The organism is Serratia sp. JSRIV006 (assembly GCF_019968685.1).
In the GTDB taxonomy this organism is placed as follows: Bacteria; Pseudomonadota; Gammaproteobacteria; order Enterobacterales; family Enterobacteriaceae; genus Chania; species Chania fonticola_B.
The window spans coordinates 2,997,870-3,023,552 of the sequence record NZ_CP074137.1; the positions used below are offsets into that span (position 1 = coordinate 2,997,870).

Annotated in this window: 26 protein-coding genes; 11 read left to right on the forward strand and 15 right to left on the reverse strand. The window is 54.8% G+C overall.

Features of this window, described 5'->3' with window-relative positions; translation table 11 throughout:
- Window positions 1-69 precede the first annotated feature (69 nt).
- Complete coding sequence (locus KGP16_RS13845; RefSeq protein WP_223499870.1) at window positions 70-645, reverse strand: hypothetical protein; 576 nt, start codon at window positions 643-645, stop codon at window positions 70-72.
- Between the two features lie 148 nt (window positions 646-793).
- Here KGP16_RS13845 and ttcA point away from each other — a divergent pair, with 148 nt between their 5' ends.
- On the forward strand, window positions 794-1,735 hold the full coding sequence (gene ttcA / locus KGP16_RS13850) for a tRNA 2-thiocytidine(32) synthetase TtcA (RefSeq protein WP_059200917.1): 942 nt from the start codon (window positions 794-796) through the stop codon (window positions 1,733-1,735).
- 140 nt (window positions 1,736-1,875) lie between these two features.
- Complete coding sequence (locus tag KGP16_RS13855) at window positions 1,876-2,274, forward strand: VOC family protein (RefSeq protein WP_071683443.1); 399 nt, start codon at window positions 1,876-1,878, stop codon at window positions 2,272-2,274.
- A gap of 328 nt (window positions 2,275-2,602) precedes the next feature.
- Here the strand turns inward: KGP16_RS13855 and zntB are convergent, their stop codons facing one another.
- The 3 genes from zntB to KGP16_RS13870 form a co-directional block, all read right to left on the reverse strand.
- The gene (zntB, locus tag KGP16_RS13860; RefSeq protein WP_071683442.1) at window positions 2,603-3,586 is read right to left on the reverse strand and encodes a zinc transporter ZntB; all 984 of its coding nucleotides are present in this window, start codon (window positions 3,584-3,586) and stop codon (window positions 2,603-2,605) included.
- A gap of 141 nt (window positions 3,587-3,727) precedes the next feature.
- Window positions 3,728-5,362: an ABC transporter substrate-binding protein gene (locus KGP16_RS13865; RefSeq protein ID WP_021806536.1), complete on the reverse strand. Its 1,635-nt coding sequence runs from the start codon at window positions 5,360-5,362 to the stop codon at window positions 3,728-3,730.
- 160 nt (window positions 5,363-5,522) lie between these two features.
- Complete coding sequence (locus tag KGP16_RS13870; RefSeq protein WP_021182239.1) at window positions 5,523-5,873, reverse strand: hypothetical protein; 351 nt, start codon at window positions 5,871-5,873, stop codon at window positions 5,523-5,525.
- A 147-nt stretch (window positions 5,874-6,020) separates the two neighbouring features.
- Here KGP16_RS13870 and mpaA point away from each other — a divergent pair, with 147 nt between their 5' ends.
- On the forward strand, window positions 6,021-6,728 hold the full coding sequence (mpaA, locus tag KGP16_RS13875) for a murein tripeptide amidase MpaA (protein ID WP_059200921.1): 708 nt from the start codon (window positions 6,021-6,023) through the stop codon (window positions 6,726-6,728).
- On the opposite strand, the gene ycjG is transcribed toward mpaA, so the two are convergent.
- Window positions 6,725-7,696, reverse strand: coding sequence for an L-Ala-D/L-Glu epimerase (gene ycjG / locus KGP16_RS13880; RefSeq protein ID WP_059200922.1), 972 nt, complete (start codon window positions 7,694-7,696; stop codon window positions 6,725-6,727). The genes mpaA and ycjG overlap by 4 nt on opposite strands.
- Window positions 7,697-7,863: 167 nt before the next feature.
- Here ycjG and tpx point away from each other — a divergent pair, with 167 nt between their 5' ends.
- Window positions 7,864-8,367: a thiol peroxidase gene (gene tpx, locus KGP16_RS13885; RefSeq protein WP_021806539.1), complete on the forward strand. Its 504-nt coding sequence runs from the start codon at window positions 7,864-7,866 to the stop codon at window positions 8,365-8,367.
- Between the two features lie 64 nt (window positions 8,368-8,431).
- Here tpx and tyrR read toward each other — a convergent pair whose 3' ends face one another.
- Complete coding sequence (tyrR, locus tag KGP16_RS13890; RefSeq protein WP_039996264.1) at window positions 8,432-10,003, reverse strand: transcriptional regulator TyrR; 1,572 nt, start codon at window positions 10,001-10,003, stop codon at window positions 8,432-8,434.
- A gap of 355 nt (window positions 10,004-10,358) precedes the next feature.
- On the opposite strand from tyrR, the gene KGP16_RS13895 reads away from it, so the two are divergent.
- Window positions 10,359-10,724 (forward strand): hypothetical protein, encoded by a 366-nt coding sequence (locus KGP16_RS13895; RefSeq protein WP_059200923.1) that lies wholly within the window; start codon window positions 10,359-10,361, stop codon window positions 10,722-10,724.
- A 122-nt stretch (window positions 10,725-10,846) separates the two neighbouring features.
- Here KGP16_RS13895 and KGP16_RS13900 read toward each other — a convergent pair whose 3' ends face one another.
- From KGP16_RS13900 to pspA, 8 genes are all read right to left on the reverse strand, one after another.
- On the reverse strand, window positions 10,847-12,130 hold the full coding sequence (locus KGP16_RS13900; protein WP_037375979.1) for an MFS transporter: 1,284 nt from the start codon (window positions 12,128-12,130) through the stop codon (window positions 10,847-10,849).
- 125 nt (window positions 12,131-12,255) lie between these two features.
- Window positions 12,256-13,443, reverse strand: coding sequence for a M20 aminoacylase family protein (locus KGP16_RS13905; RefSeq protein ID WP_223499871.1), 1,188 nt, complete (start codon window positions 13,441-13,443; stop codon window positions 12,256-12,258).
- A 283-nt stretch (window positions 13,444-13,726) separates the two neighbouring features.
- On the reverse strand, window positions 13,727-14,785 hold the full coding sequence (locus KGP16_RS13910; protein WP_021806544.1) for a YcjF family protein: 1,059 nt from the start codon (window positions 14,783-14,785) through the stop codon (window positions 13,727-13,729).
- Window positions 14,782-16,179 carry a YcjX family protein gene (locus tag KGP16_RS13915; RefSeq protein WP_021806545.1) on the reverse strand — a complete coding sequence of 466 codons (1,398 nt, stop codon included), beginning with the start codon at window positions 16,177-16,179 and terminating at the stop codon, window positions 14,782-14,784. The genes KGP16_RS13910 and KGP16_RS13915 overlap by 4 nt, the downstream gene beginning before the upstream one ends.
- The gene (pspD, locus tag KGP16_RS13920) at window positions 16,160-16,426 is read right to left on the reverse strand and encodes a phage shock protein PspD (RefSeq protein WP_021182062.1); all 267 of its coding nucleotides are present in this window, start codon (window positions 16,424-16,426) and stop codon (window positions 16,160-16,162) included. The genes KGP16_RS13915 and pspD overlap by 20 nt, the downstream gene beginning before the upstream one ends.
- Window positions 16,427-16,514: 88 nt before the next feature.
- Entirely contained in the window at window positions 16,515-16,823 is a 309-nt protein-coding gene (pspC, locus tag KGP16_RS13925; RefSeq protein WP_046808503.1) for an envelope stress response membrane protein PspC, read from the reverse strand.
- 128 nt (window positions 16,824-16,951) lie between these two features.
- Entirely contained in the window at window positions 16,952-17,179 is a 228-nt protein-coding gene (gene pspB / locus KGP16_RS13930; RefSeq protein WP_021182064.1) for an envelope stress response membrane protein PspB, read from the reverse strand.
- A 57-nt stretch (window positions 17,180-17,236) separates the two neighbouring features.
- Window positions 17,237-17,902, reverse strand: coding sequence for a phage shock protein PspA (gene pspA / locus KGP16_RS13935; protein ID WP_021182065.1), 666 nt, complete (start codon window positions 17,900-17,902; stop codon window positions 17,237-17,239).
- 184 nt (window positions 17,903-18,086) lie between these two features.
- Between pspA and pspF the strand changes: the two genes are divergently transcribed.
- The gene (pspF, locus tag KGP16_RS13940) at window positions 18,087-19,094 is read left to right on the forward strand and encodes a phage shock protein operon transcriptional activator (protein ID WP_179247535.1); all 1,008 of its coding nucleotides are present in this window, start codon (window positions 18,087-18,089) and stop codon (window positions 19,092-19,094) included.
- On the opposite strand, the gene KGP16_RS13945 is transcribed toward pspF, so the two are convergent.
- The gene (locus KGP16_RS13945; RefSeq protein ID WP_021806547.1) at window positions 19,091-19,984 is read right to left on the reverse strand and encodes a LysR family transcriptional regulator; all 894 of its coding nucleotides are present in this window, start codon (window positions 19,982-19,984) and stop codon (window positions 19,091-19,093) included. The genes pspF and KGP16_RS13945 overlap by 4 nt on opposite strands.
- An 88-nt stretch (window positions 19,985-20,072) precedes the next feature.
- On the opposite strand from KGP16_RS13945, the gene KGP16_RS13950 reads away from it, so the two are divergent.
- The 5 genes from KGP16_RS13950 (at window position 20,073) to sapD (ending at window position 25,683) form a co-directional block, all read left to right on the forward strand.
- On the forward strand, window positions 20,073-20,849 hold the full coding sequence (locus KGP16_RS13950) for an NAD(P)H-dependent oxidoreductase (protein ID WP_094981315.1): 777 nt from the start codon (window positions 20,073-20,075) through the stop codon (window positions 20,847-20,849).
- A gap of 350 nt (window positions 20,850-21,199) precedes the next feature.
- Window positions 21,200-22,852 carry an ABC transporter substrate-binding protein SapA gene (sapA, locus tag KGP16_RS13955; protein ID WP_223499872.1) on the forward strand — a complete coding sequence of 551 codons (1,653 nt, stop codon included), beginning with the start codon at window positions 21,200-21,202 and terminating at the stop codon, window positions 22,850-22,852.
- Window positions 22,849-23,814, forward strand: a complete 966-nt coding sequence (gene sapB, locus KGP16_RS13960; RefSeq protein WP_021806550.1) for a putrescine export ABC transporter permease SapB — start codon at window positions 22,849-22,851, stop codon at window positions 23,812-23,814. Before sapA ends, sapB begins: the two co-directional genes overlap by 4 nt.
- A complete protein-coding gene (sapC, locus tag KGP16_RS13965; protein WP_021182070.1) occupies window positions 23,801-24,691 on the forward strand; it encodes a putrescine export ABC transporter permease SapC in 891 nt (296 codons plus the stop codon). The genes sapB and sapC overlap by 14 nt, the downstream gene beginning before the upstream one ends.
- Window positions 24,691-25,683, forward strand: coding sequence for a putrescine export ABC transporter ATP-binding protein SapD (gene sapD, locus KGP16_RS13970; RefSeq protein WP_021806551.1), 993 nt, complete (start codon window positions 24,691-24,693; stop codon window positions 25,681-25,683). The genes sapC and sapD overlap by 1 nt, the downstream gene beginning before the upstream one ends.

Genomic DNA, 25,683 nt, shown 5'->3' on the forward strand with positions numbered 1-25,683 from the left:
TTGCTCTGGTTCGCCATGAAGAAGCGCTGCATGCTACGCCCATACAAACGATCGTGGTCACCTGAACACTTACGAGCTGTTTTTTAATATCAGTGAGCAAGTGTATTCGCACTCCAAGAGCCAGAAAAAGCGCTTTGCGGTTTCCCTGATGTAATCACACTGTTTTTGACGTGGAATGTCGAAGTGCCTTGGGAACATAACATGTAAATAACCATACTCCTCATCAAAGCAATCAACGAAATCGCTTCGGACCCCATCCCAATAGTTAACAATTCGACTTAACATTGGGCTATCAAAATCATACCAGCGATCGAACGTGTCGATTAACGCGCCCCAAACGACGTTTTCATCCTCAGACCAGGCCAAAATCTTAAAGCATCGTCGAAAATAGTAGACCGTGGCCTCCAAGCTATCTGGATAGGGCTTACCGATATCTTTGAGGTATGCAGCAAAATAAGTTTGTACCTCTTCCCTGACTAAATCCTTGTCCAGCCCTAGCGAAGCCAATATCAGCAAATTGCTAGAAGGATCACCAGCCAATACCCTCTGTTCAGCCCAGTCAGTGAAGTCACGTAAGTTTTGAATGGTAAAATCAGGTCTCGTCTTTGCGAGGAGATCCTTTAAATCTGTTGTGTTGCCAACCACAGTCTATCCCTGAATGGCCATGAACCTTGACCTGACATTACCACAGCTCAAACGAATAATGACCAAATCCTCCCAGAGAATGCTAAACTTGCCCGCTAAAAGTGTCATACCGCCGTAGCGCACCCAAATGAGAACGAGCACGATTTAAATGTCAGAAAATCAAACAATTAGCCAAAAAGCTCAGTACAACCTGAACAAACTGCAAAAACGCCTGCGCCGCAACGTGGGTGAAGCCATCGCCGCCTACAACATGATTGAGGAAGGCGATCGCATCATGGTTTGCCTGTCCGGCGGGAAAGACAGCTATACCATGCTGGAAATCCTGCGCAATCTGCAAAAAAGCGCTCCGGTGAATTTCTCATTGGTCGCGGTGAATCTCGATCAGAAACAGCCCGGCTTCCCCGAGCACATCCTGCCAGCCTATCTGGAAAGCCTGGGGGTGGAATATAAGATCGTTGAAGAGAACACCTACAGCATCGTGAAGGATAAGATCCCTGAAGGCAAAACCACCTGCTCCCTATGTTCACGCCTGCGCCGCGGTATCCTTTACCGTACCGCCACCGAGCTGGGTGCCACCAAGATTGCCCTTGGCCACCACCGTGACGATATCCTGCAAACGCTGTTCCTCAACATGTTCTACGGCGGCAAGCTGAAAGGTATGCCACCCAAGTTGATGAGCGACGATGGTAAACACGTGGTGATCCGCCCGCTGGCCTATTGCCGCGAGAAAGACATCGAGCGTTTCTCGGTAGCGAAAGAATTCCCGATTATCCCGTGCAACCTGTGTGGTTCACAGCCAAACCTGCAACGCCAGGTGATTGGCGATATGCTGCGCGACTGGGACAAACGCTACCCAGGCCGCATCGAAACCATGTTCAGCGCCATGCAGAACGTGGTGCCTTCGCATCTGTGCGATACCGAACTGTTTGACTTCAAAGGTATTCACCACGGCAGCGAAGTAGTCGATGGTGGCGATTTGGCGTTTGACCGTGAAGATATTCCGCTGCAGCCGGTGGGTTGGCAGCCGGAAGACTCGGATGACAACGGCTCGCCCGCGTTTGAACGCCTGAACGTGCTGGAAATCAAATAGTCCCTCTCTCCGCCTGTGCCCGCAGGCGGAAGTTTTTTCCCCGCTTAATGTTAGATCCTGTTCACAATTCACGCATAAAATGCCTGACAGTGCGGCTTTTACCTTATACTGTTTATTTATACAGTCAAAGGAGACCAACGATGAATATCACCCCCTGCCTTTCCCACGTCTCGCTGGGAACCAACAATTTCAATGCCGCCGCGCAGTTTTACGACCAGGTTCTCGGCGCGTTAGGCTGCCGACGCGTGCTGGAACACCCTGGCGCTATCGGCTATGGCCGTGACTATCCTGAATTTTGGTTGCAACTGCCGATAGACGGCAAACCCGCAGGCACCGCAAACGGTGTGCATGTTGGCTTCTTCGCCACCAGCAAGCAGCAGGTTGATGAGTTTTATCAGCAGGCGGTCGCCGCTGGGGCACAAGGAGACGGTGCACCGGGGTCACGGCCACATTACGGTGCCGCCTATTACGGCTGTTTCGTCCGCGATCTGGATGGCCACAAGATAGAGGCCAGCTTCTGGGACGAAAGCGCGGCTTAGCCTAATCGAGGCGACGTGTTGTTAATTGGGCGATCTTGGACGGCATGTCGCTAACTGGGCGCAGCATGCAGCGCCCCTACGGAGTGAGCCGGTTGTTTGGGATTCGCCAAAGGGAAAAAAGCATAAAAAAATGCCGGTGATTAAACCGGCATCGTATTGAATTAAATGTGCTATGCAATAATTCTAAAAATAAGTAAATAAAACAATTATGGAGCGCAACGCCCATCGCTTGACGTTGCATTCACCTGCGGGAGTAAGAATGCCGCAGTTCGCGTAAGCAAATGTTGATACTGCTCAACTTTACTCGCGTTTTCGCCACTATTTGTCGTTACAACCAGCGGCTACGCCTCAGCCACCAGGCAACGCCCCCGACCAATGCCACTAACATAAAGCAGAAAGAGGCAAACGCCAGCGGGCTACCGCTGCCTGGGATCCCCCCCAGGTTGACCCCGAACAGCCCAGTCAGGAAAGTGGTTGGCAGGAAGACCATCGCCATCAGCGACATGGTGTAAGTACGGCGGTTCATGGCATCGGCCATTACGGTAGTGATCTCATCAGACAGGATCGCCGTGCGGGCGATGCTGCCATCCAGATCATCTAATCCGCGCCCCAGGCGATCGGCAATGTCCTGCATGCGGCGGCGCTCATCGTCATTCATCCACGGTAGGCGGTCACTTGCTAAACGCGAGAAAACATCGCGCTGTGGCGCCATGTAGCGGCGAAGCACAATCAACTGTTTGCGGATCAGCGCCAATTGCCCACGCTCAGGGATTTGCTGCTCTAATAGTGCATCTTCCAGATCGATGATCTTGTCATGCAGATCTTCGATGAATTCACTGGTGTGATCGGTGAGAGCATCAGCGATTTCTACCAGCCAGTTACCGCTATTAATCGGCCCCTGGCCATTGCGCAATTCATTGACCACCTCATCGATCGAGTAGACCTTACGATGGCGGGTGGAGATAATCATCTTATCGTTGATATAAACGCGGAACGTCACCAGTTGGTCAGGCCGCGAGTCCGTGTTGAAATTGATGCCACGCAGCGTGATCAGCGTCCCGTCGCCCAACCGGGTGACGCGTGGTCGGGTGCTTTCCCCCGCCAGCGCTTGTCTTACCAGATCCGGCAGCAGAGGCGTGTTGGCAAGCCACTCGGCGCTGGCCGGGTGGGCGTAGTCCAGATGCAGCCAGCACGGCTCCTCGCTGGTGATCTTATCGTCATTCTCAATTGGCGTGGTGCCACCCTTGCCGTCGAGTTGATAGGCATAGACCGCGTCGGGCACCTGCAGTTCGCGCCCCTCAATGACATCCATTCAAAACCCTCATTATTTTGCCGTTGATACAGAGTCTAGCGTTATTGCCTTAGGGATCAAAGTGGCAACGCCATAACGGGATCTTAAAGTAAAAAGCCCCCGCGTTGGCGAGGGCTTGGGCAGGCGTCAGGACTCTGAACATCAATGTTTCAGAATATACATTTCCTGACTGTAGGCGACATCTTCTGGGTTAGTGATTGGGTAACCTTTCACCCAAGGCTTGATCAGACGCCCGTTGGTATATTGATAGATCGGGGCGATCGGAGCCTCGGCCGCAATCATCTGCTCGGCCTTGTTATAATCCGCGGTTAACGCCGTTGGATTAGTCTCGCGACTGGCATCGGCCAACAGACGGTCGTATTGCGGGCTGTTAAATTTGGCGATATTCCCGCTGTGTGAAGAGGTCAGCAGCGACAGGAAGGTCGAGGCCTCGTTGTAATCCCCCACCCAGGAGGCGCGAACCACGTCGAAATTTCCGGTGTTACGGCTGTCGATATAGGTTTTCCACTCCTGATTTTGCAGTTTAACGTCAACACCCAAGGTTTGCTTCCACATTGACGCCACGGCAATGGCAATCTTTTGGTGGCTCTCTGAGGTGTTATACAGCAGGGTCAATTTCAGGGGATGGTTCGGGCCATAACCCGCCGCCTGCATCAGCGCCTTGGCTTGCTCGTTCAACTCTTCCTGCGACTGTTGCTGCAGCAGGCTGGTTTCCGGCTTAAAGCCCGCAGTGACATCAGGGGTGAAGTGGTAGGCCGGTTTCTCGCCGGTGCCCAGCACTTTTTCGGCGATGATTTTACGATCGATAGCGTAAGACAAGGCTTTGCGCACCCGTACGTCATTGGTTGGCGCACGTTGGGTATTGAACGCGTAGTAATAAGTGCCGAGTTGATCCGGCGTGTAAACCTGGTCTGGGATATCCTTCAACAGCTTCTGGTACATGTTTTTCGGGAAGGATTCGGTAATATCGATATCACCAGCCTGATAACGCTTGGTGGCGTTAGATTCCTGGTTGATCGGTACAAAGGTCACCTTGGTCAACACCGTGTGTTTATGATCCCAATAATGGTTGTTCGGCACCAATACCAGTTTCTCGTTAACCACTCGCTCTTGCAGTTTGAATGCGCCGTTGCCTACCAGATTACCCACTTTGGTCCAATCGTTGCCGTATTGCTCAACCACGGCTTTGGGGACTGGGAACAGGCTGAAGTTCGCCGTCAGGCTGACAAAATAGGGCACAGGCTTGTTCAACTGCACTTTTAGCGTATGGTCATCCACTGCCACCACGCCAAGCTTATCGATAGGCAGCTTACCGGCGATAATCTCTTCGGCATTCTGGATCCCGGCTAGCTGAGCAAACCAGGCAAACGGCGACAGGCTTTTCGGATCGACCAGCCGTTGCCAGCTATAAACGAAGTCTTTCGCCGTGACAGGGTCACCGTTGGACCAGCGGGCATCTTTGCGCAGCGTGAAGATATAGGTCTGGTTATCCGAGGTCTGCCAGCGGGTGGCGACACCGGGGATCACTTTGCCATGCGCGTCCTGATTCACCAGCCCTTCAAACAGATCGCGTGCCACCTGCGCTTCTGGCAGGCCCACGGCTTTAATCGGATCGAGCGACGCCGGCTCATCTTTGATGTGCCGCACGATCTCCTGTTTCTCCGCCAGAGCGGTACCTGGGGGAACCTGAGCTGCCATAGCGCCACTAATACCCGCGCTGATGGTGACCGCGCAAAGCGTTAAACGAAAACTCGCCAGAATTTTTCTTCTCGTCATGTTAGATATGCCCCAGTTAACCCCATGAATTTTTTATCATATAGCACAAAGATGCCCGCCACCTATAGCCTGGCGTAACAAGAATGTAAAAAGTGGATGTTTGATCCAAAAAAAAGCCCGCAGCCATTATCGGCAATGCGGGCTGATTGCTTAGGCAGGATCAGTCGTAAAGATGAATACTGGCGATCTTATAGCTGAACTCTTCCCCTTCTTCTTCATCGAAGATGGTGAAATAGCCTTTCTCTACCAACGGGTTGAGATGGATATCGGTTTTTTGCAACTGGCGTGATTCGGCGTCGTCAAAACCATAATCGAGGAAAAACTCCCCTTTCTGATGATCCACGTGCAAGGTGAACGGATAGTTGGACTCGTCACCACGCCCATCGTCATTTTTCACTACGCCAAACCATTCACCCTGGCGGATCTGGTTTTCTGCATCCACGCCGCACAGTAGGGTGATGGTGTCTTTTTCGTTTTCGCTGTAACGCGCGACTATTCTGGCAACTGGCATGTTAAATCCTCTTTATCGTTAGCACTTGCCGATAGTATAACAATAGACATCACTTTATTCGCTTAACAGACTGGGAAAGATGAGCGAAAGCGTAATACACTCAATAACATCGCATTTCTTTCTGACTTTGGCTTAAAGGGAAACCCCATGACCCAACACAGACCGCGCAGTGAGCGTGGCCAGCTGGCAGTTGCAGGTGAAACTTACGGTAAATCGATGTTAGGCGCCCCACTGCTGTATTTCCCGGCGGCCAGAAGCGGCCCGGATACCGGGTTGGTGATTGCAGGCACCCACGGGGACGAGACTGCCGCAGTGGTGACGTTATCCTGCGCATTGCGCAGTATCGCCCCCGCCCAACTGCGCCATCATGTGATCCTGGCGGTCAATCCGGATGGTTGCCAGCTTGGGCTGCGCTCCAATGCCAACGGCGTCGATCTGAACCGTAATTTCCCGTCGGCCAACTGGCGCTCAGGCGATACGGTCTACCGTTGGAACAGCGCGGCGGAGGCTCGTGACGTGCGACTCTCCACCGGCGGCAGGCCAGGTTCCGAACCGGAAACCCAGGGATTATGCCATCTGATCCATCGCCTGAAGCCACGCTGGGTGGTGTCCTTCCATGAGCCATTGGCCTGTATAGAAGATCCGGAAAGCTCCGCGCTGGGCGTTTGGCTGGCGCATAAGTTTGCCCTGCCACTGGTGACCAGCGTTGGCTATGAAACCCCGGGTTCATTCGGCAGTTGGTGCGCAGACTTGTCCTTGCCCTGCATCACCGCCGAGTTCCCGCCGATCTCAGCCGACGCCGCTAGTGAAAACTACCTTGCCGCCATGGTCGAGTTGCTGACCTATGCTGACTAGCGTGAAAGCTCAATAGCACCGCACTCAAAGGCCAAACCGGGCACTACGTCTTTTGCCAGCCAGGTTGGGCCATCGAGATCCACAAAACGGGCACCAGGCACCAACGGCAACGCCGCCGTAATGGCTCTTGAGGTGCAGAGCATACAGCCAAGCATGATCTCGAAGCCCTGCGCGCGTGCCTGTGCGGCAAGCTGTAATCCTTCGGTCAGCCCACCGGTTTTATCCAGCTTGATATTGACCATCTGATAACGCCCCACCAACCGAGGCAGATCGCCGCTGGTATGGCAGCTCTCGTCGGCGCAAATCGGTAATGGATGGATGAAGTTTTCCAGGGCGCTGTCGTCGCTGGCCGGTAAGGGTTGCTCCAGCATCGCCACGCCTAAATCCGCCAGCAGTTGGCAACGCGATGCCAAACCTTCCGCCTGCCAGGATTCATTGGCATCGACGATCAACGTCATCTGCGGCACCGCCGTGCGGATCGCCACCAGCCTTTCGCTGATCAGGTGATCGTCGAGCTTGATTTTCAGCAGCGTCGCGCCCTGTTGTTCCAGCTCTTTAGCGGCAAACGCCATCGCTTCCGGCGAGCCAATGCTGAGCGTTTGCGCCATCACTACTCGTTCCGGCGCGGTAACTCCGCTCAATTGCCACAGATCTTTGCCCGCAAGGCGGCATTCCAAATCCCATAATGCCGAATCGACCGCGTTACGAGCCGCCCCTGCGGGCATCAGGCGCTGCAACTCCTGCCGGGTTACCCCTTGTGCGATGGCCGTGGACACTTCGGCCAGCTGCTCCATCACTGAGGTTTCGCTCTCGCCATAGCGCGGATAAGGGGTGCATTCACCGACACCGCACATCCCCTGCTGTTCAATCTCTACCACCACGACTTTGGCTTCGGTCCGGCTACCGCGTGCGATCACAAAGGCGGTATGCAATGGCCAGGCTTCAGGGTAAAAACGCATGCTTCTCATAACGGCTCCCGAGCGAAAAAACCACATAAAGTCAGTCCACTATACCTGCAGTTTATAAACTTTATCTATCCAAGGTGCGATTGTTGCCTTAAACTGCTTCGAGATTGTGAACCCGGTGTTAATCGGCTTCACATCTTTGTATAAACATCGTTGAAAGGAACCGAGCAATGACTCAGACCGTACATTTTCAAGGCAACCCTGTCACTGTAGCAGGCAAACTGCCACAGCAGGGCGAGCAGGCAAAAAGCTTTACCCTGGTTGCCAAAGACCTGTCAGACGTTGCCCTGAGCAGCTTCGTGGGTAAACGCAAAGTCCTGAACATCTTCCCAAGCATTGATACCGGCGTCTGTGCCGCATCGGTGCGTAAATTCAACCAGTTGGCGAGTGGCCTGGATAACACCATGGTCCTGTGTATCTCTTCCGACCTGCCGTTCGCCCAGTCACGCTTCTGCGGTGCAGAAGGCCTGAACAACGTGGTTACTCTGTCTACCCTGCGCGGCGGTGATTTCAAGCAGGCGTATGGTGTAGAGATTGCCGAAGGCCCGTTGGCCGGTCTGACCGCCCGCGCCGTGGTGGTGCTGGATGGCCAGGACAACGTGCTGTATAGCGAGCTGGTAAACGAAATTACCACCGAGCCAGATTATGATGCCGCGCTTGCCGCGCTGAAATAAGCCTGTAAATACCAAAAAGCCCGGCTTATAAACCGGGCTTTTTTATACCTGAAATAAAGTAGCGCTATTCTTCGCTGTCGTCGGTCAGTTTGCGATTGCTCAGCCCGTACTCCCGCAGCTTATTGGCAATTGCCGTATGCGAGACGCCCAAGCGCTTGGCCAGTTTGCGGGTGCTGGGATAAGTGCGATACAGACGAGTCAGCACCGAGCGTTCAAAACGCTTGCTGATATCATCCAGCGAGCCTTCCATCACTTCATCCCCTAGCGCTATCTCCACCTCAAAATCCGGCAGAACGATGTCTTGCGGGCGCAGCTCGTAGCCGTCCGTTTGGGTCAAGGCACGATAGATAGCGTTCTTCAGCTGTCGCACGTTGCCCGGCCAGCCGTACTTGCAGAGGAAGCTACTGAGATCGTTGGCCAGTTTCGGCCTGGCGACCCCTTGTTCATCGGCAAAACGCGCCACAAACAGCTCGGTGAGCGGCATGATATCCTGCGGGCGTTCGCGCAGCGGTGGGATGGTGATGGTCAGCACGTTCAAGCGGTAATAGAGATCTTCACGGAATTCACCGCGCTGCACCAGTTCGGTCAGGTTTTTCTGCGTGGCACAGATCACCCGGACATCCACATGCACCTCATGCTCTTCCCCTACTCGACGGAAAGTACCGTCGTTGAGGAAACGCAACAGTTTGGTTTGCATCCGTGGCGACATCTCGCCAATCTCATCGAGCAGCACTGAGCCACCGTTGGCCTGCTCAAAGAACCCCTTCTTACCTTCCAACGCATTCGGATAAGCGCCCGGCGCATGGCCAAACAGTTCGCTCTCCACCACATCATCAGGCAAGGCGGCACAGTTCAGCGCCAGGAACGGCTGTTTACCACGTGGGCTGCGCAGGTGGCAGGCCCGCGCCAAAATATCTTTCCCCGTGCCGGTATCGCCCACAATCAGCAATGGGGCATCCAGCATGGCCAACTTGCGCGCCTGCTCCAGCACGTGGCGCATCTTCGGGCTGACGGCGACAATATGGTCAAACTCGGTATCGTCATTAACCGACAGGTTCTGCAGTTGGCGGCCCATGCGGGCGGTGGATTTGAGCATGACCACGGCGCCCACAGGGGAATTCTGTTGTTGCTCATCTTCCAGATAGATCGGGGTGATATCCATCAGGAAATCCTGGCTGCGGATCACCACCCGCTCGGAATGCGGCTTAGTGTCTTCACTCTCCAGCCAGCGGCTGAAGTTATAGCCGCCAATCAGCTGGCTCGCCGTTTGATTGCGGATCTTGTCTTCGCTGAAGTTGAACAGCGTCTGGGCCGCCGGGTTAGTCAGCTCCACCTTGCCTTTCATATCGATGGAAAACACCGGTTCCGGCATCGACTCCAGCAACGCACGTAACGCACGGTGTTCACGTTCAGAAGGCATAAAGTTAACGGTGCGCACATCGGTCACACCGCTGATGCGCCGGATCTCCGCCATCAGCGCGCGGAAGGTATCAAAATCCAGCTGGGAAAAATTGAGGTAAATACGGCCGATAGGATCTATTTCGATGCCGCGCAGGTCGATACTGCGCGATACCAAAAGATCGAGTAATTCTCGAGTGAGACCGAGACGGTCTTCGCAAAATACTTCCAAACGCATCAGTATTGGCCTTATCTCTGCAGGTGCGGGGATGTCTGGTGATGATGATAACCTCTCACCCCGGAAGGAAGAAGCGATCTGTCAGCAAAAGTTGACAGAGCTCCAGTTTATCACTGCTATTAGCGGTTTTAAACGCCAGCCAATAACACCATCGGCGTAATTTTAGCTTATTTCTAGAGAGTTATTATATTCTGCATTATTTTGGCAGCGGATTATCACGCGATTACAGGCGGATGTTCTTTCGTCAATCTGTGGTTACAAACTAAAAAAAGCGACCTCACTGGTTACAAATGATAGTAATTCTCGTCTGACTATTTTATAGTTGCGCAGAGTAACTATTAACGGGAAATTGACCATGCTTAGAAAGCATACACTGGCAGCATTCTGCTGCACCACGCTGTTGTTGAGCGCCCCAACCCAGGCGCTGGACCTATCCTACAAGGCGCCGGAACCCAGCATTAAAGACGCCCCCGCCCCCAAGGCGACACCAGGGCCCGCAGAAAAAACTGCCAAGGCACCAATGGTTTGGTCAGAATCAAAAGATGAAACCGGCTTCAGTGCCAATCTTGAATGCGACCATCCCAGCTGCAGCCGCCCACGCGACAAATCGTATTCTAGGCTTAATGGCCCGGTGAAAAAAACCGATCGCCTGCGCCAGTCCGATCCCTACTCCACCAATCAGGATCCTGATTACAGCGTGAACATGGGCTATAAATGGTAATGATGCTTTAAGCGTCCTGATAGTAGACCTGTTCAGCCGCATGATCGTGGGTGTCCAAGTAACCTTGCTTACCCAAAAGAGCAACCCCTCTCGCTCATTGAGAGGGTTGCAGGGGGAGGTCATTAATTTAGCGGCGTCTGGCTGGTTTCCTTGATGTACAGGAAGGCAAACAGCGATAAAACACAGCCAGCAATCACGTAAAACGCCGGAGCCGTAGTATTGCCGGTTAGCTTGATTAGATAGGAAGCCGCCGATAGTGAGAAACCACCAAAGATCCCCACGGCAACGCTATACACCAACGATAACCCGGTGGTTCTTACCCGTCTTGGGAATATTTCCGGCAAAATGGTGATGGAAGGCGAAGCACCGATAATATTGATAATGCTCAGCACAATCATCACCGCAAACAGCATTTCAACACTGGGGTGAGTGCTGAGTAAATAAAAGGCCGGATAAATCAGTACAACAATCGCTATTCTCGCCCACGCAATCAACCGAACTCTGCCGACCTTATCTGACCACATCCCGGCCAGCGGGCCACCAATCAACGTAATCAAACCGGCGACGGCACCAATCAACATGCTATAGCTGGTATCCAGCTTTAATATGCTGATGGCGTAGTTGGGAATATAAAACATGATGATCATATGCGGAATGGTTCCCCCCATCGTCAGCAAAATTCCCGCCAAGGTTTCTTTATAGTAGGTAGTTATCACTTCCAGCAGGGGGATTTTGCTGACGCTTTCGCTGGCCGTTGGTAAGGTGTGAGTGGCGGTTTCTTCCAGCTTAAAGCGAATATACAGCCCCACCGGAACAATCACGATGCCAAACAGAAACGGAATACGCCAACCCCAGGCTTCCACACTCGCCTCTGGCATACAATTGACCAGGATCACCAACGTCATGGCGGCAAATACGTTGCCCGCACCTTGGCTCGCGACCTGCCATCCCCCGTAAAACCCGCGATTATGGGGTTTAGCATACTCCACCAGCAGGGTGGTTGATGCGCCTAACTCACCGCCTGCGGAGAAGCCTTGCATCAGCCTGGCCAGGGTAATAATGATCGGGGCCGCAGTCCCGATGCTCTCATATGACGGGGTGATACCAATCGTCAGGGTACTGAGCCCCATCAGCAGGAACGTCAGCGTCATGGCGGGCTTGCGCCCTTTTTTATCGGCATAATGGCCGATGACCAGCGCCCCCAACGGCCTGGCAAGATAACCCATCCCAAAGATCAGGAAGGTCATCGTCATGCTCACCAAAGGATCTGTCGCGGGGAAATAAGCTTTTGCAATGTAGGTCGCAAAAAATGCGTAAAGCACCAAATCAAAAAACTCTAAGCCATTGCCTAACGTGGTAGCCACAATGGCCCTTGCCGGGGACTTTCTTTCCTTGACGCTATCCATGGCCTGTCCTTTTATGTAGGAACGCCACATGCGGCGTCCGTCCAGATAATCGATGTTATGCCAGGATCAAACATGTTCGACCCCGACAAATTCAGCAGCATTAGCAAGTTATTAAAGGCCGAGGTTTATTCCTTCAGGAATTCCTGCGTCAACGCAGACCAATAGGCGATCCCTCTGAGTATAATTTCATCATTAAAATCATAGCCGGGGTTATGTACCATGCAGCTGTTTTCACCCTTGCCGTTACCTAATAGTAAATAACTGCCAGGGCACTGGTTCAGCATAAAGGCAAAGTCTTCGCTGCCCATCAACGGTTCTGGAATATCAATTACCTGCTGCGGATGGCTTTCACCCATTAAATTTTGCGCCACCTGCTTGGCAAAACGGGTCATCTCCGGTTGGTTAACCAACACGGGATAGGTGTGATCATAGTCAATATCGATCCTGGCACCGTATGAGGCCGCCTGGGCCGCCACTAACGTCTTGATGCGCTCTTCCAACAGCTCCCTGACTTGCGGATCCAACGCGCGTACACTGAGTTTTAATACCGCAGAGTCGGCGATGACATTACTGGCCATGCCTGACTGGAATGAACCTACGGTGATCACGCCCGGCTCTTGCGCCCCCAAATTACGCGCGACGATCGTCTGCAATGCCATCACAATGCTAGCTCCGACGACCACGGCATCAACGGTGCCTTTCGGCATCGCTCCATGGCCCCCTTTGCCGTGAATGGTGATGGTGACCGTATCACTGGAAGCCATAAACGCCCCCTCACCAAAGACAAACTGCCCCTGCGGGAAGCCCGGCATGTTGTGCATGGCAAAAACGGCGTCACAGGGGAAGCGTTTAAACAGGCCATCGTCGATCATCTTCTGGGCACCTGCCAACCCCTCTTCTGCAGGTTGAAAAATGAGATGCAAGGTGCCATCGAAACAGGCGTGATCGGCCAGATAATGTGCCGCACCAAGCAACATCGCGGTGTGGCCGTCATGCCCACAGGCATGCATGATGCCTTCGTGCTGGCTGCTGTAAGGGAGTTGCGTATTTTCCAGGATCGGCAAGGCATCCATATCTGCCCGAATACCTAACGTGCGGGGGCTGTTACCTCTTTTCAGCGTCCCAACCAGGCCGGTGATACCGAGCCCACGTGTCACCTGATACCCCCACGCCTCAAGCTTTCCCGCCACCAGATCGGCGGTTTGTCGTTCCTCAAATCCCAGTTCAGGGTATTGATGAATATGTCGACGGAGGGTTTGGCTTTCATCGGCATAGGGTTGGAAGGTCTCTAAATTTGGGTCACGGTGCGGCATGTTCATTACCTCCTGTCCTTGGGATTGATGTCTTGGTGCTGAAGCAGCAAGTGAATACGGCGGGATTACCCGCTGGCGTAGTCAGATATTCAGATTAATTGTTAGTCAAATATACCGTCTTCTTTGCCGCGGTCCGTGGGATTTTTCGTGACCAAGACCGCAAAACAAACACTTGATTAACTTATCATTAACAATTAATGGGTATTGCAGCGGTGTACAAAAAGAAGGGAGTTTTGGACGGTGCGGCCACCAGGCTGCGTCTGATTGACGCAGCCTGGTGGAGTCAGACTTTGCTTTGACCTTTTTTCATGGTGTCTTTCAGTTGGTTAATCAATTGACCACGGAAATCACCCAGTTTTGGCTTATCGCCTTCTAACCAGGGTAACGGGCGGCAGAGTTCCATCGCCTTGATGCCCAATCGCGCCGTCAACAGACCTGCCCCAATCCCCTGCGCTGCCCGCGCAGACAACCGCGCCGCAATATCCTGCGACATCCAGTCCATACCCACTTCCCGAACCAGCTCGGAGGCGCCAGCAAAGGCGATATTCAGCAACACCAGACGGAACAGACGAATACGGCTGAAATAGCCCAGTTCGATGCCATACAGGGCCGCAATGCGGTTAATCAGGCGGATATTGCGCCAGGCGATAAAGGCCATGTCCACCAAGGCCAAAGGGCTGACGGCGATCATCAGCGTCGACTCTGCCGCCGAACGGCTGATTTCGCGCCGCGCCTGATTATCTAACACCGGCTGCACCAGCTTGGCATACAGCGCAACCACTTCGCGGTCGTTCTGGGTTTCATGCAATGAAGCCTGCCAGCGTTGCAAAGCGGGGTGCCCTTGATCCAACCCGGCCTGACGCGCCAGCTTTTCACAAAACTCTCGCCCTCTCCCCAGGCCGTGGCTATGCAGCAATTCCCGAGCTTCGTCACGCTCTTCTGCCCGTTGGCGTAGGCGGTATAGCCTGCGCCATTCCCCGACCACCGAACCGATACCGGCGAAGACGATCAACCCACCGGCGATCCCACCACCCAGCGCAATCCAATCCTGCTGCACCCAGGAGGTATGCACCCACTGGACACCTTGAGCCACCACGCTGACGCCAAACAGCATCAACCCGGCGTTAACCATTTTGCGCCACAGGCTGCGCTTGGGTTTCAACGCGGCGTTAACAATGCCTTCCGCGCGCCCTTCCTCCTCTTCCAGCTCCATCTCTGGCGCTGCCGGATAGAATTTCTCGGCTTGCTGTTCGTCAAATTCCAAGCCTGCGCGCAACACCGGTTCCTGTGGCGGCTGCAACGGCTCGGCAAAATCGATACGCGGTTTTAACGGCTCGCTCATCGTAATTTATCTCCCAATAAAAACTCCATCACCGCGTCCAGACGGATATGCGGCAGCGGGCTGTCAACGCTCATCATACGTGGGCGGAACTGGTCAAAATGGAACCCTTGTTGCTGCCAGAACGCCGGGCCAGGCAGGCGCGCAGGCACTTCGCCGGGGAAGACCGTCAGCGGTGCACCATCGTCCAGGCGGTGGCCTTTCAATGCCGGGATCGGCTGCCCATGATGATCGACAATGCCGCTTTCAGTCGCCTGTACCGAAGCCAGGCCGACGCAGTCCATGCTGATGCCTTCAAACGCGGCATTCTGCCAGGCCTCCTGCACCAGTTGCTGTAACAGCGAAACCAGATTGGCGTGCTGATCGGCGGTGATATGATCCGCCTTGGTGGCCGCAAACATCAGTTTGTCGATGGTCGGCGAAAACAGGCGGCGGAACAGCGTACGCTTGCCGTAGTGGAAACTTTGCATCAACTGAGTCAGCGCCAAACGCATATCATTAAACGCCTGCGGCCCGCTGTTGAGCGGTTGCAGGCAATCCACCAGCACGATCTGGCGATCGAAACGCACAAAGTGCTCTTTATAAAACGCCTTGACGATCGACTGACAGTAATAGTTAAAGCGGGCGCGCAACATGCCCGCATTGGTATGTTTGTCCGCCTGTGCCAGGCGCGATTCCCCTGCCGCATCGACGTTCGGCCACGGGAAGAACTGCAGCGCAGGCGCTCCGGCCATATCGCCAGGCAGCACAAAGCGCCCAGGCTGAATAAAGTGCAATCCTTCGGCCTTACAGCGCAGCAGGTAGTCGGTATAAGCCTGGGCGATTGCCGCCAGCTTGTTTTCATCCGCCGGGGCCAACGGATCGAGATCTTTGCACAAGGCCAGCCAAGGCTCGGCCCAGCGCGCGCGGTCGCCCTGCAACAACCCAGCCATCTGACGTGACCAGGCCAGGTAGTCCTGTTCCAGCATCGGCAAATCCAGCAGCCATTCGCCCGGATAGTCGACGATCTCCAGATACAGCGTGGAGGTTTCTTTAAAATGGCGCAGTAGTGAATCATTGGAGCGATAGCGCAGCGCCAAGCGGATTTCGCTGACGCCACGGGTTGGCGTTGGCCAACTTGGCGGATTGCCATACAGCTGCGCCAGGCCTTCGTCGTAGGTGAAACGTTGGATACCGAGGTCGCGTTGAGGAATGCGTTTCACCCCCAACAGCCTTTCTTCCCGCACAGGGGAAAACAGCGGCATACGTGCGCCGCTGTGAACATGGAGTAATTGATTGACCAATCCGGTGATAAACGCCGTCTTACCGCTGCGGCTCAAGCCGGTGACTGCCAGCCGCAGATGACGATCCATCCCGCGATTGACCAGCGAAGTTAACTCATTTTGCAGTCGTTTCATTGTTCTCCTTGGCATAGCGCCCGAACGCCTTGTTCAGCCCTTTGCGAACCAGCGGTTCCAGCAACAGGGCCAACACGTAACGCAGCGGTTTGCGGCTGACGGTTTTCAGCAACCACGCGGTTGCCCCCGCCGGGCCATAACTCATTAGCGCTATGATGATGACTTTCGACAAGGTCTTCAACAATGCACCTACTCCCCATTTTGGTGAAGCAGTTTTTGGGGCATTAATCGCATAGGTTTTGCTCATGGTTGCGGCCCTCTGGCAAATGTTGGGGAAAAAGTCGGTGCAATGCCTGACCTGCGGCATACGCAGGCCCGTGCATCGTTAAGAGAGGTTACAGTTGGCGAAAACGGCTCTGCACGCCAAAGGTGTCAGACGTGACGTAGCGCTCGACCTTGCGCAACTGCTGCTCCCCGCTGCTCAATTCGTATTCCAGCTTATCGAGCAACTGGCGCGGTGTGGCCTGATGTTCATCCTGATAACGGCTGGCTGGAGCCTCCTCAAGCACGAAGACCAAGGCGATATAGGCGACCACCGTAATGAAAAACAGCCCGAAGAACAGCGACAGCACGGCAATCACCCGGATCAAACGCACGGGCACGTCAAAATAGTGAGCAAGGCCAGCGCAAACGCCCTTCAGCATGCCTTCTTCAGGCACACGGTACAGTTTTTTACTGCCTAACGTGTTGCCCTTGTATGAACCGCTGTCGTCGTTGTAGTAAGAACGATCGCGACGATCGCCAAACTTTCCTCTGTCCTGGTCTCTACGCATTACGACTGCCTCCAATTCGGGTGTTCCGCATCAAGAATGTCTTCCAACGCCTGAATACGATCGCGCATGCGTGAGGCCTGCTCCGCCAGCTGCGTCAGACGTTGCATCTCCTGATGACTCAGTTGAACGCCGCTCTGTTGCCGGTTGCTGTAATGCAACCAAAGCCAAATCGGTGCGACAAACAACACAAAGATTGTCAACGGGATGGCAAGTAATAGAGCACTCATCTCAATTCCTTCTTATTGGCCGTAGTGTGGCGGCCACGCTGGGTGGCCGCTTAAGCATTATTCCGGGCGGTTCATCTTGGCTTTCATTGCCGCCAGTTGCTCACTGATGGCATCATCCGCCTGCAGTTCGGCAAACTCCTGATGCAGGCTTTTCTTTTTGCCAATGCTGACGCTTTCCGCTTCGGCTTCCATATGGTCGATACGGCGCTCAAACTGTTCAAAACGCGCCATCGCCTCATCCAGTTTACCGCTGTCCAGTTGGCGACGCACATCCCGTGAAGAAGAAGCCGCCTGATGGCGCAGCGTTAATGCCTGCTGACGCGCACGCGTTTCGGTCAGCTTGTTCTCCAGCTCGCCAATTTCACTCTTCATGCGGGCCAGCGTCTCTTCTACGGTAGCCACTTCCTGGCTCAGTGTAGCAAGCAGATCGGCCACTTTCTGTTTTTCGATCAGCGCCGCACGGGCCAGATCTTCTTTATCTTTACGCAGCGCCAGTTCGGCTTTGTCCTGCCAGTCATTGATCTGGTTTTCACCCTGCTCAATGCGGCGCAGCAGCTGTTTTTTCTCCGCCAGGGCACGCGCTGAGGTGGAGCGCACTTCAACCAGCGTGTCTTCCATTTCCTGGATCATCAAACGCACCAGCTTTTGCGGGTCTTCTGCTTTATCGAGCAGAGTATTGATGTTGGCGTTCACGATGTCGGCAAAACGAGAAAAGATACCCATAATTTACTTCCTCTTGGTTCTGAAGGCGTCTGAAGCGCCGAGTTAAGTTATACAACTTGCCCTAAGAGTTAATCAAGAAGCGTGCCAACTTTTATTTCATTGAAATACAAAGATTATTTGTTTTTGACTCTCGCCACGCTTGCTGTAGAGTGAGTGTTTTCACCAAACATTGGCGAATTTCATCATGAGCGAACCGTTAGAGAACCTGTTGGGCGAGGCCAACGCCTTTGTGGAGGTGCTGGAGCAAGTTTCACAGTTGGCCAAGCTCAACAAACCGGTGCTGGTGATCGGTGAGCGCGGCACCGGTAAGGAGCTGATCGCCCACCGATTGCACTATCTGTCCAACCGTTGGCAAGGACCGTTTATCTCCCTCAACTGTGCGGCGCTGAATGAAAACCTGCTGGATTCGGAGCTGTTTGGCCATGAGGCTGGCGCGTTTACCGGCGCACAAAAACGCCATCTTGGCCGCTTTGAACGTGCCGATGGCGGCACCCTGTTTCTGGATGAATTGGCAACCGCGCCAATGCTGGTGCAAGAAAAGCTGTTGCGGGTGATTGAATACGGCCATCTGGAACGCGTGGGTGGCAGCCAACCGCTGCGGGTGGATGTTCGGCTAGTGTGCGCCACCAATGACGATTTGCCCGCGCTGGCCGCCGCCGGTAAATTCCGTGCCGATCTGCTGGACCGCCTGGCGTTCGACGTGGTGCAACTGCCGCCGCTGCGCCAACGCCAGCAAGACATCATGCTGTTGGCCGAGCATTTCGCCATTCAGATGTGCCGCGAGCTGTCACTGCCGTTGTTCCCCGGCTTTAGTGAACATGCGCGGGCGACGCTGCTCGGCTACTCCTGGCCGGGTAACGTGCGTGAGCTGAAAAACGTGGTTGAGCGCTCCGTTTACCGCCATGGTTCAGGCCAGGATGAACTGGATGAGATCATCATTAACCCCTTTGCCAAGCGTTCAGCGCCGCTTGATGATGAGGCAACCGCGCCGACCAGTGAGTTACCTGCATTGCCGCTGGATTTTAAAAGCTGGCAGCATCAACAAGAGAAAACCCTGCTGGAAATGGCATTGAAACAGGGCCGTTTCAATCAGCGCAAAGCCGCCGATTTACTGGGGCTGACCTATCATCAGCTCCGCGGCATGTTGAAAAAGCATGCGCTGCTGCAAGGTAGCGACCCTGAGGGAAGTTAAACCGACTGGGCGATCAATTCGCGTAACCATTGATGGGCGGGATCGCGATGCGAACGCTCATCCCATAGCATTGCCAGCTCATAGCCTGGGATCTCCACTGGTGGCTCGGCAATCTGTACCTCAGGGCTGTCTCGTACCAGGCGTTCGGGCAACATCGCCACCAGATCCGTCTTGGCGATCACCGATTTCACAAACAGAAAATGCGGGACGGAAAGCACCACCCGCCGTGAAAGCCCAACCTGATCCAGCGTGTGATCGGTGATGCCGCTAAATCCCCCGCCGTTTGGCGAAACCACCACGTGCTCCAGTTGGCTAAATTGCGCCAGCGTGGGGCGAGCCATCAACGCAGGATGACCGAAGCGGCCCACCAACACATACTTCTCCTTGAATAACACGCGTTGACGCATCCCCGCCGGCGCACTGTCCGGAGTGTGAAAGGCCAGATCGATCTCCCCCATCTCCGCCTGCCGGGCAATCCTGGTCGGTGCCAGTTCCAACACCGCCAATCGGCTGTTGGGAGCAGCCTGACGAAGCCGTGCCAATGCAGGTAACAGCACCGTAGATTCGCCATAGTCGGATGCGGCAACGCGCCAGGTGATATTCGCGCTGGCCGCCTCAAAAGGGCTGATGGGTGAAACGGTGTGTTCGAGCACTTCCAACGCCTCCCGCAAAGGTTCACGTAAAGCCTCCGCCCTGGCCGTTGGCCGCATTCCTCTTGGGCCAGGCAGCAGCAGCGGATCGTCGAAAAACGCTCTCAGTTTGGCCAGATGAGCACTTACCGAAGGTTGCGACAGCGACAACCGCTCCGCCGCGCGCGTAACATTCAATTCCATCAGCAACACATCCAACGTCACCAATAGATTGAGATCCAGTCTGCCGAAATTACTCATGCAAATACCTGTCATCATCTAAATCAATTTTAACTATACCTGGCGCTAACCTACTCTGTTGCTCTCTTTACAGCAATGGAACTTAATGATGAATATTCTGCTGGTCTACGCTCACCCAGAAGCTCAATCGCTTAATGGCTCACTAAAAAACTTTGCGGTCAAACATCTGCAGGACGCTGGGCATCAAGTACAGGTTTCCGATCTGTACGCCATGAAATGGAAAGCTTCTTTGGATGGTGAAGACCGTACGGATCGGGATAGCGCTGCCCGGTTTAATCCGGCGATGGATTCCCGGATCGCTCTGGAGCAAGGAACGCAAAGCGCAGATATTGCGTTGGAACAGGAGAAGTTACTCTGGGCGGATACAGTGATCCTCCAGTTTCCGCTGTGGTGGTTCTCCATGCCAGCCATCCTCAAGGGTTGGGTAGAACGCGTGTATGCCTATGGCTTCGCGTATGGCGTTGGCGAGCATTCCGATACGCATTGGGGAGATCGTTATGGCGAAGGTACGCTGGCAGGGAAACGGGCTATGCTGCTGGTCACTGCGGGCGGTTGGGAGTCTCATTACAGCCCACGCGGTATCAACGGCCCGATAGCGGATATTCTGTTCCCGATTCACCATGGCATTCTGTATTACCCCGGCTTTGACGTGCTGCCACCGTTTGTGGCGTACCGTACCGATCGCTTCGACGAGGCGAAATTTCCTGAGCTTTGTGCGGCGCTGGGGGAACGACTGGATACGCTGGCAAGCACCGAGCCTTTGCCATTCCGTAAGCAAAACTTTGGCGATTATGCGATCCCACAGTTAACGCTGCGAGAAGACATTGCCCCTGGCCGCGCCGGTTTTGCCGTTCACCTGAAATAGAGGCAAAAAAAAAGCCAGCACCCGAGCTGGCTAAGTAAACACTGGAAGCAATGTGAGCAATGTCGTGCCTTCCACAAAGGGCCACAAGGTGTGGCCTTCCGTGAACTGCCAAATGATGATAATAGTTCTCAGTATCATCTGTAAAGCACTTTGTTGAGAATTTTTCTCATTACCACACTAAGCTTGGGTCATTATCCACCAGCACGGATTTCGGACGGAGGCCGACACGCCAGAAAACAGCGGCAAGCTTAACCAAACCGCCGAAATTTCAGCCATTTTGCTCAAGGAATTGGGCTGTTGGTCAGAGTGCGATACACTAACGTTATTGCTTAATAACCCATGAAGCGTCTATGCGTGGTTTACCTCTTTGGATAATGTCGCTCGGCTGCCTGGCAACGTCTGCCCTGGCCGCGACACCGGCTGTGCCCAGCGCAGCACCACCGCCAGCAGACATCCGCCAGAGTGGCTTTGTCTATTGCGTCAGCGGCATTCTGAACACTTTCAATCCGCAGATGGCCAGCAGCGGTCTGACGGTCGATACCCTGGCCGCCCAGCTTTACGATCGGCTGCTGGACGTCGACCCCTACACTTACCGCCTGATCCCGGAATTGGCAGAAAGCTGGGAAGTGCTGGACAACGGTGCCACCTACCGCTTACACCTGCGCCGGGATGTGCCTTTCCAGACCACCGCCTGGTTCCAGCCCACGCGCAAAATGAACGCCGACGATGTGGTATTCAGTTTTCAGCGGGTGTTTGATCAGAAGCATCCGTTCCACAATGTCAACGGCGGTGAATACCCATACTTCGACAGTTTGCAGTTTGCCGACTCCGTGCAAAGCGTGAAAAAGCTGGACCCATACACCGTCGAGTTCCGCTTGCAGGCGCCGGATGCGTCCTTCCTGTGGCATCTGGCGACCCATTATGCACCGGTGCTATCGGCAGAATATGCCGACAACCTGACGCTGGATGGCACCCAGGAAATGATCGATCGTGAACCGGTCGGCACCGGCCCATTCTTGTTGAACGAATACCGTTCCGGGCAATATATTCGTCTGGCACGTAATGACGTTTACTGGAAAGGGAAACCGCGCATGCCGCAGGTGGTGATCGACATGGGGGCCGGGGGTACGGGCCGCCTGTCTAAATTGCTGACCGGCGAGTGCGATGTGCTGGCCTACCCCGCCGCCAGCCAGCTTTCGATCCTGCGCGACGATCCGCGTTTACGCCTGACGCTGCGCCCTGGGATGAATATCGCCTATCTGGCCTTCAACACTCGCAAGCCACCGCTGGATGACCTGAAGGTGCGCCAGGCCATTGCGTTGGCCATTAATAACCAGCGCCTGATGCAATCGATCTATTACGGCACGGCAGAGACCGCCGCCTCGATCCTGCCACGCGCCTCCTGGGCCTATGATAATGATGCCCACGTCACCGAATACGATCCGGCCAAGGCACGAGAAATGCTGCGTGAAGCCGGTGTGGGGCCATTGGATCTGAAGCTCTGGGTGCCAACCGCATCGCAATCCTATAACCCCAGCCCGTTGAAAACGGCGGAACTGCTACAGGCGGATTTGGCTCAGGTCGGCATTAATGTCACCATCGTGCCGGTAGAAGGCCGCTTCCAGGAAGCCCGGCTGATGGAAATGAACCACGATCTGACGCTCACCGGCTGGTCAACCGACAGTAACGATCCGGACAGCTTCTTCCGTCCGCTGCTGAGCTGTGCGGCAATCCGTTCGCAAACCAACTATGCTCACTGGTGTGATCCCGCTTTTGATGAACAGTTGCAGGACGCCTTGTTGTCACAGCAGTTATCACAGCGTATCGAGCATTATCAGCAGGCGCAGAAGATCCTCGAACAGCAGTTGCCGGTATTGCCGCTGGCCTCCTCTTTGCGTTTGCAGGCCTACCGTTATGATATTAAAGGACTGGTGTTGAGCCCGTTCGGCAACTCATCATTTGCCGGGGTATACCGTGAACCGGCGGAGGCCGCGAAAAAGTGATTATCTTTACCTTACGCCGCATCCTGTTGCTGCTGATCACGCTGTTCTTCCTGACGCTGGTCAGCTTCAGCCTGAGCTACTTTACCCCGCGCGCGCCGTTAAACGGTGCCGCCTTGCTGGATGCCTACCAGTTCTATTTCGTCAGCCTGCTGCACTGGGACTTTGGCGTTTCCAGCATCAATGGCCAGGCGATCAGCGAACAGCTGCGCGAAGTGTTCCCGGCCACCATGGAACTGTGCATTTTAGCCTTTACGCTGGCCCTGTTTATCGGCATTCCGCTGGGCATTATTGCCGGTGTGATGCGCGGCAAGTGGCAGGATACCGCCATCAGTACCTTTGCCCTGCTGGGCTTTTCCATTCCGGTGTTCTGGCTGGCACTGCTGCTGATGCTCTATTTTTCACTGCATCTTGGCTGGCTGCCAGTGTCGGGCCGTTTCGATCTGCTGTATCAGGTCAAGCAGGTCACGGGTCTGGCGCTGGTTGACGCCTGGCTGTCTGACTCGCCTTATCGCAATGAGATGATTGCCAGTGCACTGCGCCATATGGTGCTGCCGATTGCCGCTCTGGCGGTGGCCCCAATCACCGAGGTGATCCGTTTGATGCGCATCAGCACCGACGATGTCCTCAGCCAGAACTACATCAAGGCTGCCGCAACCCGTGGCCTGTCACGTTTTACCATTATCCGCCGTCACGTGTTGCACAACGCGTTACCGCCGATTATCCCAAAACTCGGTCTGCAATTTTCTACCATGCTCACGCTGGCCATGATCACCGAGGTGGTGTTCAGTTGGCCAGGGCTGGGGCGCTGGCTGATTAACGCCATCCGCCAACAGGACTACGCGGCCATCTCCGCAGGCGTGATGGTGATCGGCACGCTGGTGATCACCATTAACGTGCTGGCCGACATTCTGGGCGCGGCGACCAACCCGCTGAAACATAAGGAATGGTATGCCCTTCGATAACGTATACCGCGAAAAGAAAATGCCTAGTCCGCTGCTCTATACCTGGCGGATTTTCTACGGCGACACTTTGGCGATGATTGGTTTTTATGGGGTGCTAGGCCTGCTGTTTCTCTCCCTGTTCGGCAGCCTGCTGGCACCTTATGCCCTCGATCAGCAGTTCCTGGGATATCAGTTGCTACCGCCGTCCTGGTCACGCTACGGTAACGTGTCGTTCTTCCTGGGCACCGACGATCTGGGCCGCGATATCCTCAGCCGCTTGCTGACCGGCGCCGCCGCTACCTATGGTTCGGCACTGATTGTGACCATTGCCGCCGCCGTCTGTGGTGTGATCCTGGGCGTGTTTGCGGGGGTCACCCGTGGCCTGCTGTCTGCGATGCTCAACCATATTCTCGATACCCTGCTCTCCATCCCTTCACTGCTGCTGGCGATTATCGTGGTGGCCTTCCTCGGGCCGAAGCTGGAGCACGCCATGCTTGCCGTTTGGCTCGCACTGTTGCCACGGATGGTGCGTACCATCTACAGCGCAGTGCACGATGAGCTGGAAAAAGAGTACGTGGTCGCAGCCCGTCTGGATGGCGCTTCGACGATGCAGATCCTGTGGTACGCCGTGGTGCCGAACATTGCCGCCGTACTGATCACTGAATTCACCCGCGCGTTGTCGATGGCCATTCTCGATATCGCGGCGTTGGGCTTCCTCGATCTGGGGGCGCAGTTGCCTTCCCCGGAATGGGGAGCCATGTTAGGCGACTCGTTGGAGTTGGTCTATGTGGCACCTTGGACCGTGATGCTGCCCGGTGCGGCTATTCTGATCAGCGTATTGCTGGTTAACCTGTTGGGCGACGGAATACGCCGCGCGATCAATGCGGGAGTGGAATAATGCCGTTACTCGATATCCGCAATCTGACGATTGAATTTATGACCGCCGAAGGGCCGGTGAAGGCCGTCGATCGCGTCAGCATGACGCTGACCGAAGGTGAAGTGCGCGGCCTGGTAGGCGAATCCGGCTCAGGAAAAAGCCTGATTGCCAAAGCCATCTGCGGCGTGACCAAAGATAACTGGCGTGTTACCGCCGACCGCTTCCGCTTTGACGACATCGACCTGTTGCAGCTCAGCCCGCGCGAACGGCGCAAACTGGTGGGCCACAACGTTTCGATGATCTTCCAGGAGCCGCAATCCTGTCTTGATCCTTCCGAAAGCATTGGCCGCCAGTTGGCCCAGGCCATTCCCGGCTGGACTTACAAGGGCCGTTGGTGGCAGCGCTTTAACTGGCGCAAGCGGCGGGCGATTGAGCTGTTGCACCGCGTCGGTATCAAGGATCACCTCGATATCATGGGCAGCTTCCCTTACGAACTCACCGAAGGAGAATGCCAGAAGGTGATGATCGCCATTGCGTTGGCCAATCAGCCAAGATTACTGATTGCCGATGAGCCAACCAACGCCATGGAACCCACCACGCAGGCGCAGATCTTCCGCCTGCTGGCGCGCCTGAACCAAAACAATAACACCACCATCCTGCTGATCAGCCACGATTTGCAGATGATGAGCAAATGGGCTGACAGGGTTAACGTGCTGTACTGTGGCCAGACGGTGGAGAGTGCGCAGTGTGAAGATCTGCTTGCCGCCCCTCATCATCCTTATACCCAGGCGCTGATCCGCGCCATGCCGGACTTTGGTCGTTCACTGCCGCATAAGAGCCGTCTGAATACGCTGCCGGGAGCGATCCCCTCATTGGAGCATCTGCCGATCGGCTGCCGCCTGGGGCCACGCTGTCCGTATGCGCAAAAGCAATGTATTGAAACCCCACGCCTGCGCCCGGTGAAGAATCACCTGTTCGCCTGCCACTTCCCGCTGAACATGGAGGAGCAATAA

Bases quoted from the DNA above. Each gene is read 5' to 3' on its own strand.
- ttcA (WP_059200917.1), top strand. From the start codon at position 794: ATGTCAGAAAATCAAACAATTAGCCAAAAAGCTCAGTACAACCTGAAC.
- KGP16_RS13855 (WP_071683443.1), top strand. From the start codon at position 1,876: ATGAATATCACCCCCTGCCTTTCCCACGTCTCGCTGGGAACCAACAAT.
- zntB (WP_071683442.1), bottom strand. From the start codon at position 3,586: ATGGATGTCATTGAGGGGCGCGAACTGCAGGTGCCCGACGCGGTCTAT.
- KGP16_RS13865 (WP_021806536.1), bottom strand. From the start codon at position 5,362: ATGACGAGAAGAAAAATTCTGGCGAGTTTTCGTTTAACGCTTTGCGCG.
- KGP16_RS13870 (WP_021182239.1), bottom strand. From the start codon at position 5,873: ATGCCAGTTGCCAGAATAGTCGCGCGTTACAGCGAAAACGAAAAAGAC.
- mpaA (WP_059200921.1), top strand. From the start codon at position 6,021: ATGACCCAACACAGACCGCGCAGTGAGCGTGGCCAGCTGGCAGTTGCA.
- ycjG (WP_059200922.1), bottom strand. From the start codon at position 7,696: ATGAGAAGCATGCGTTTTTACCCTGAAGCCTGGCCATTGCATACCGCC.
- tpx (WP_021806539.1), top strand. From the start codon at position 7,864: ATGACTCAGACCGTACATTTTCAAGGCAACCCTGTCACTGTAGCAGGC.
- tyrR (WP_039996264.1), bottom strand. From the start codon at position 10,003: ATGCGTTTGGAAGTATTTTGCGAAGACCGTCTCGGTCTCACTCGAGAA.
- KGP16_RS13895 (WP_059200923.1), top strand. From the start codon at position 10,359: ATGCTTAGAAAGCATACACTGGCAGCATTCTGCTGCACCACGCTGTTG.
- KGP16_RS13900 (WP_037375979.1), bottom strand. From the start codon at position 12,130: ATGGATAGCGTCAAGGAAAGAAAGTCCCCGGCAAGGGCCATTGTGGCT.
- KGP16_RS13905 (WP_223499871.1), bottom strand. From the start codon at position 13,443: ATGCCGCACCGTGACCCAAATTTAGAGACCTTCCAACCCTATGCCGAT.
- KGP16_RS13910 (WP_021806544.1), bottom strand. From the start codon at position 14,785: ATGAGCGAGCCGTTAAAACCGCGTATCGATTTTGCCGAGCCGTTGCAG.
- KGP16_RS13915 (WP_021806545.1), bottom strand. From the start codon at position 16,179: ATGAAACGACTGCAAAATGAGTTAACTTCGCTGGTCAATCGCGGGATG.
- pspD (WP_021182062.1), bottom strand. From the start codon at position 16,426: ATGAGCAAAACCTATGCGATTAATGCCCCAAAAACTGCTTCACCAAAA.
- pspC (WP_046808503.1), bottom strand. From the start codon at position 16,823: ATGCTGAAGGGCGTTTGCGCTGGCCTTGCTCACTATTTTGACGTGCCC.
- pspB (WP_021182064.1), bottom strand. From the start codon at position 17,179: ATGAGTGCTCTATTACTTGCCATCCCGTTGACAATCTTTGTGTTGTTT.
- pspA (WP_021182065.1), bottom strand. From the start codon at position 17,902: ATGGGTATCTTTTCTCGTTTTGCCGACATCGTGAACGCCAACATCAAT.
- pspF (WP_179247535.1), top strand. From the start codon at position 18,087: ATGAGCGAACCGTTAGAGAACCTGTTGGGCGAGGCCAACGCCTTTGTG.
- KGP16_RS13945 (WP_021806547.1), bottom strand. From the start codon at position 19,984: ATGAGTAATTTCGGCAGACTGGATCTCAATCTATTGGTGACGTTGGAT.
- KGP16_RS13950 (WP_094981315.1), top strand. From the start codon at position 20,073: ATGAATATTCTGCTGGTCTACGCTCACCCAGAAGCTCAATCGCTTAAT.
- sapA (WP_223499872.1), top strand. From the start codon at position 21,200: ATGCGTGGTTTACCTCTTTGGATAATGTCGCTCGGCTGCCTGGCAACG.
- sapC (WP_021182070.1), top strand. From the start codon at position 23,801: ATGCCCTTCGATAACGTATACCGCGAAAAGAAAATGCCTAGTCCGCTG.
- sapD (WP_021806551.1), top strand. From the start codon at position 24,691: ATGCCGTTACTCGATATCCGCAATCTGACGATTGAATTTATGACCGCC.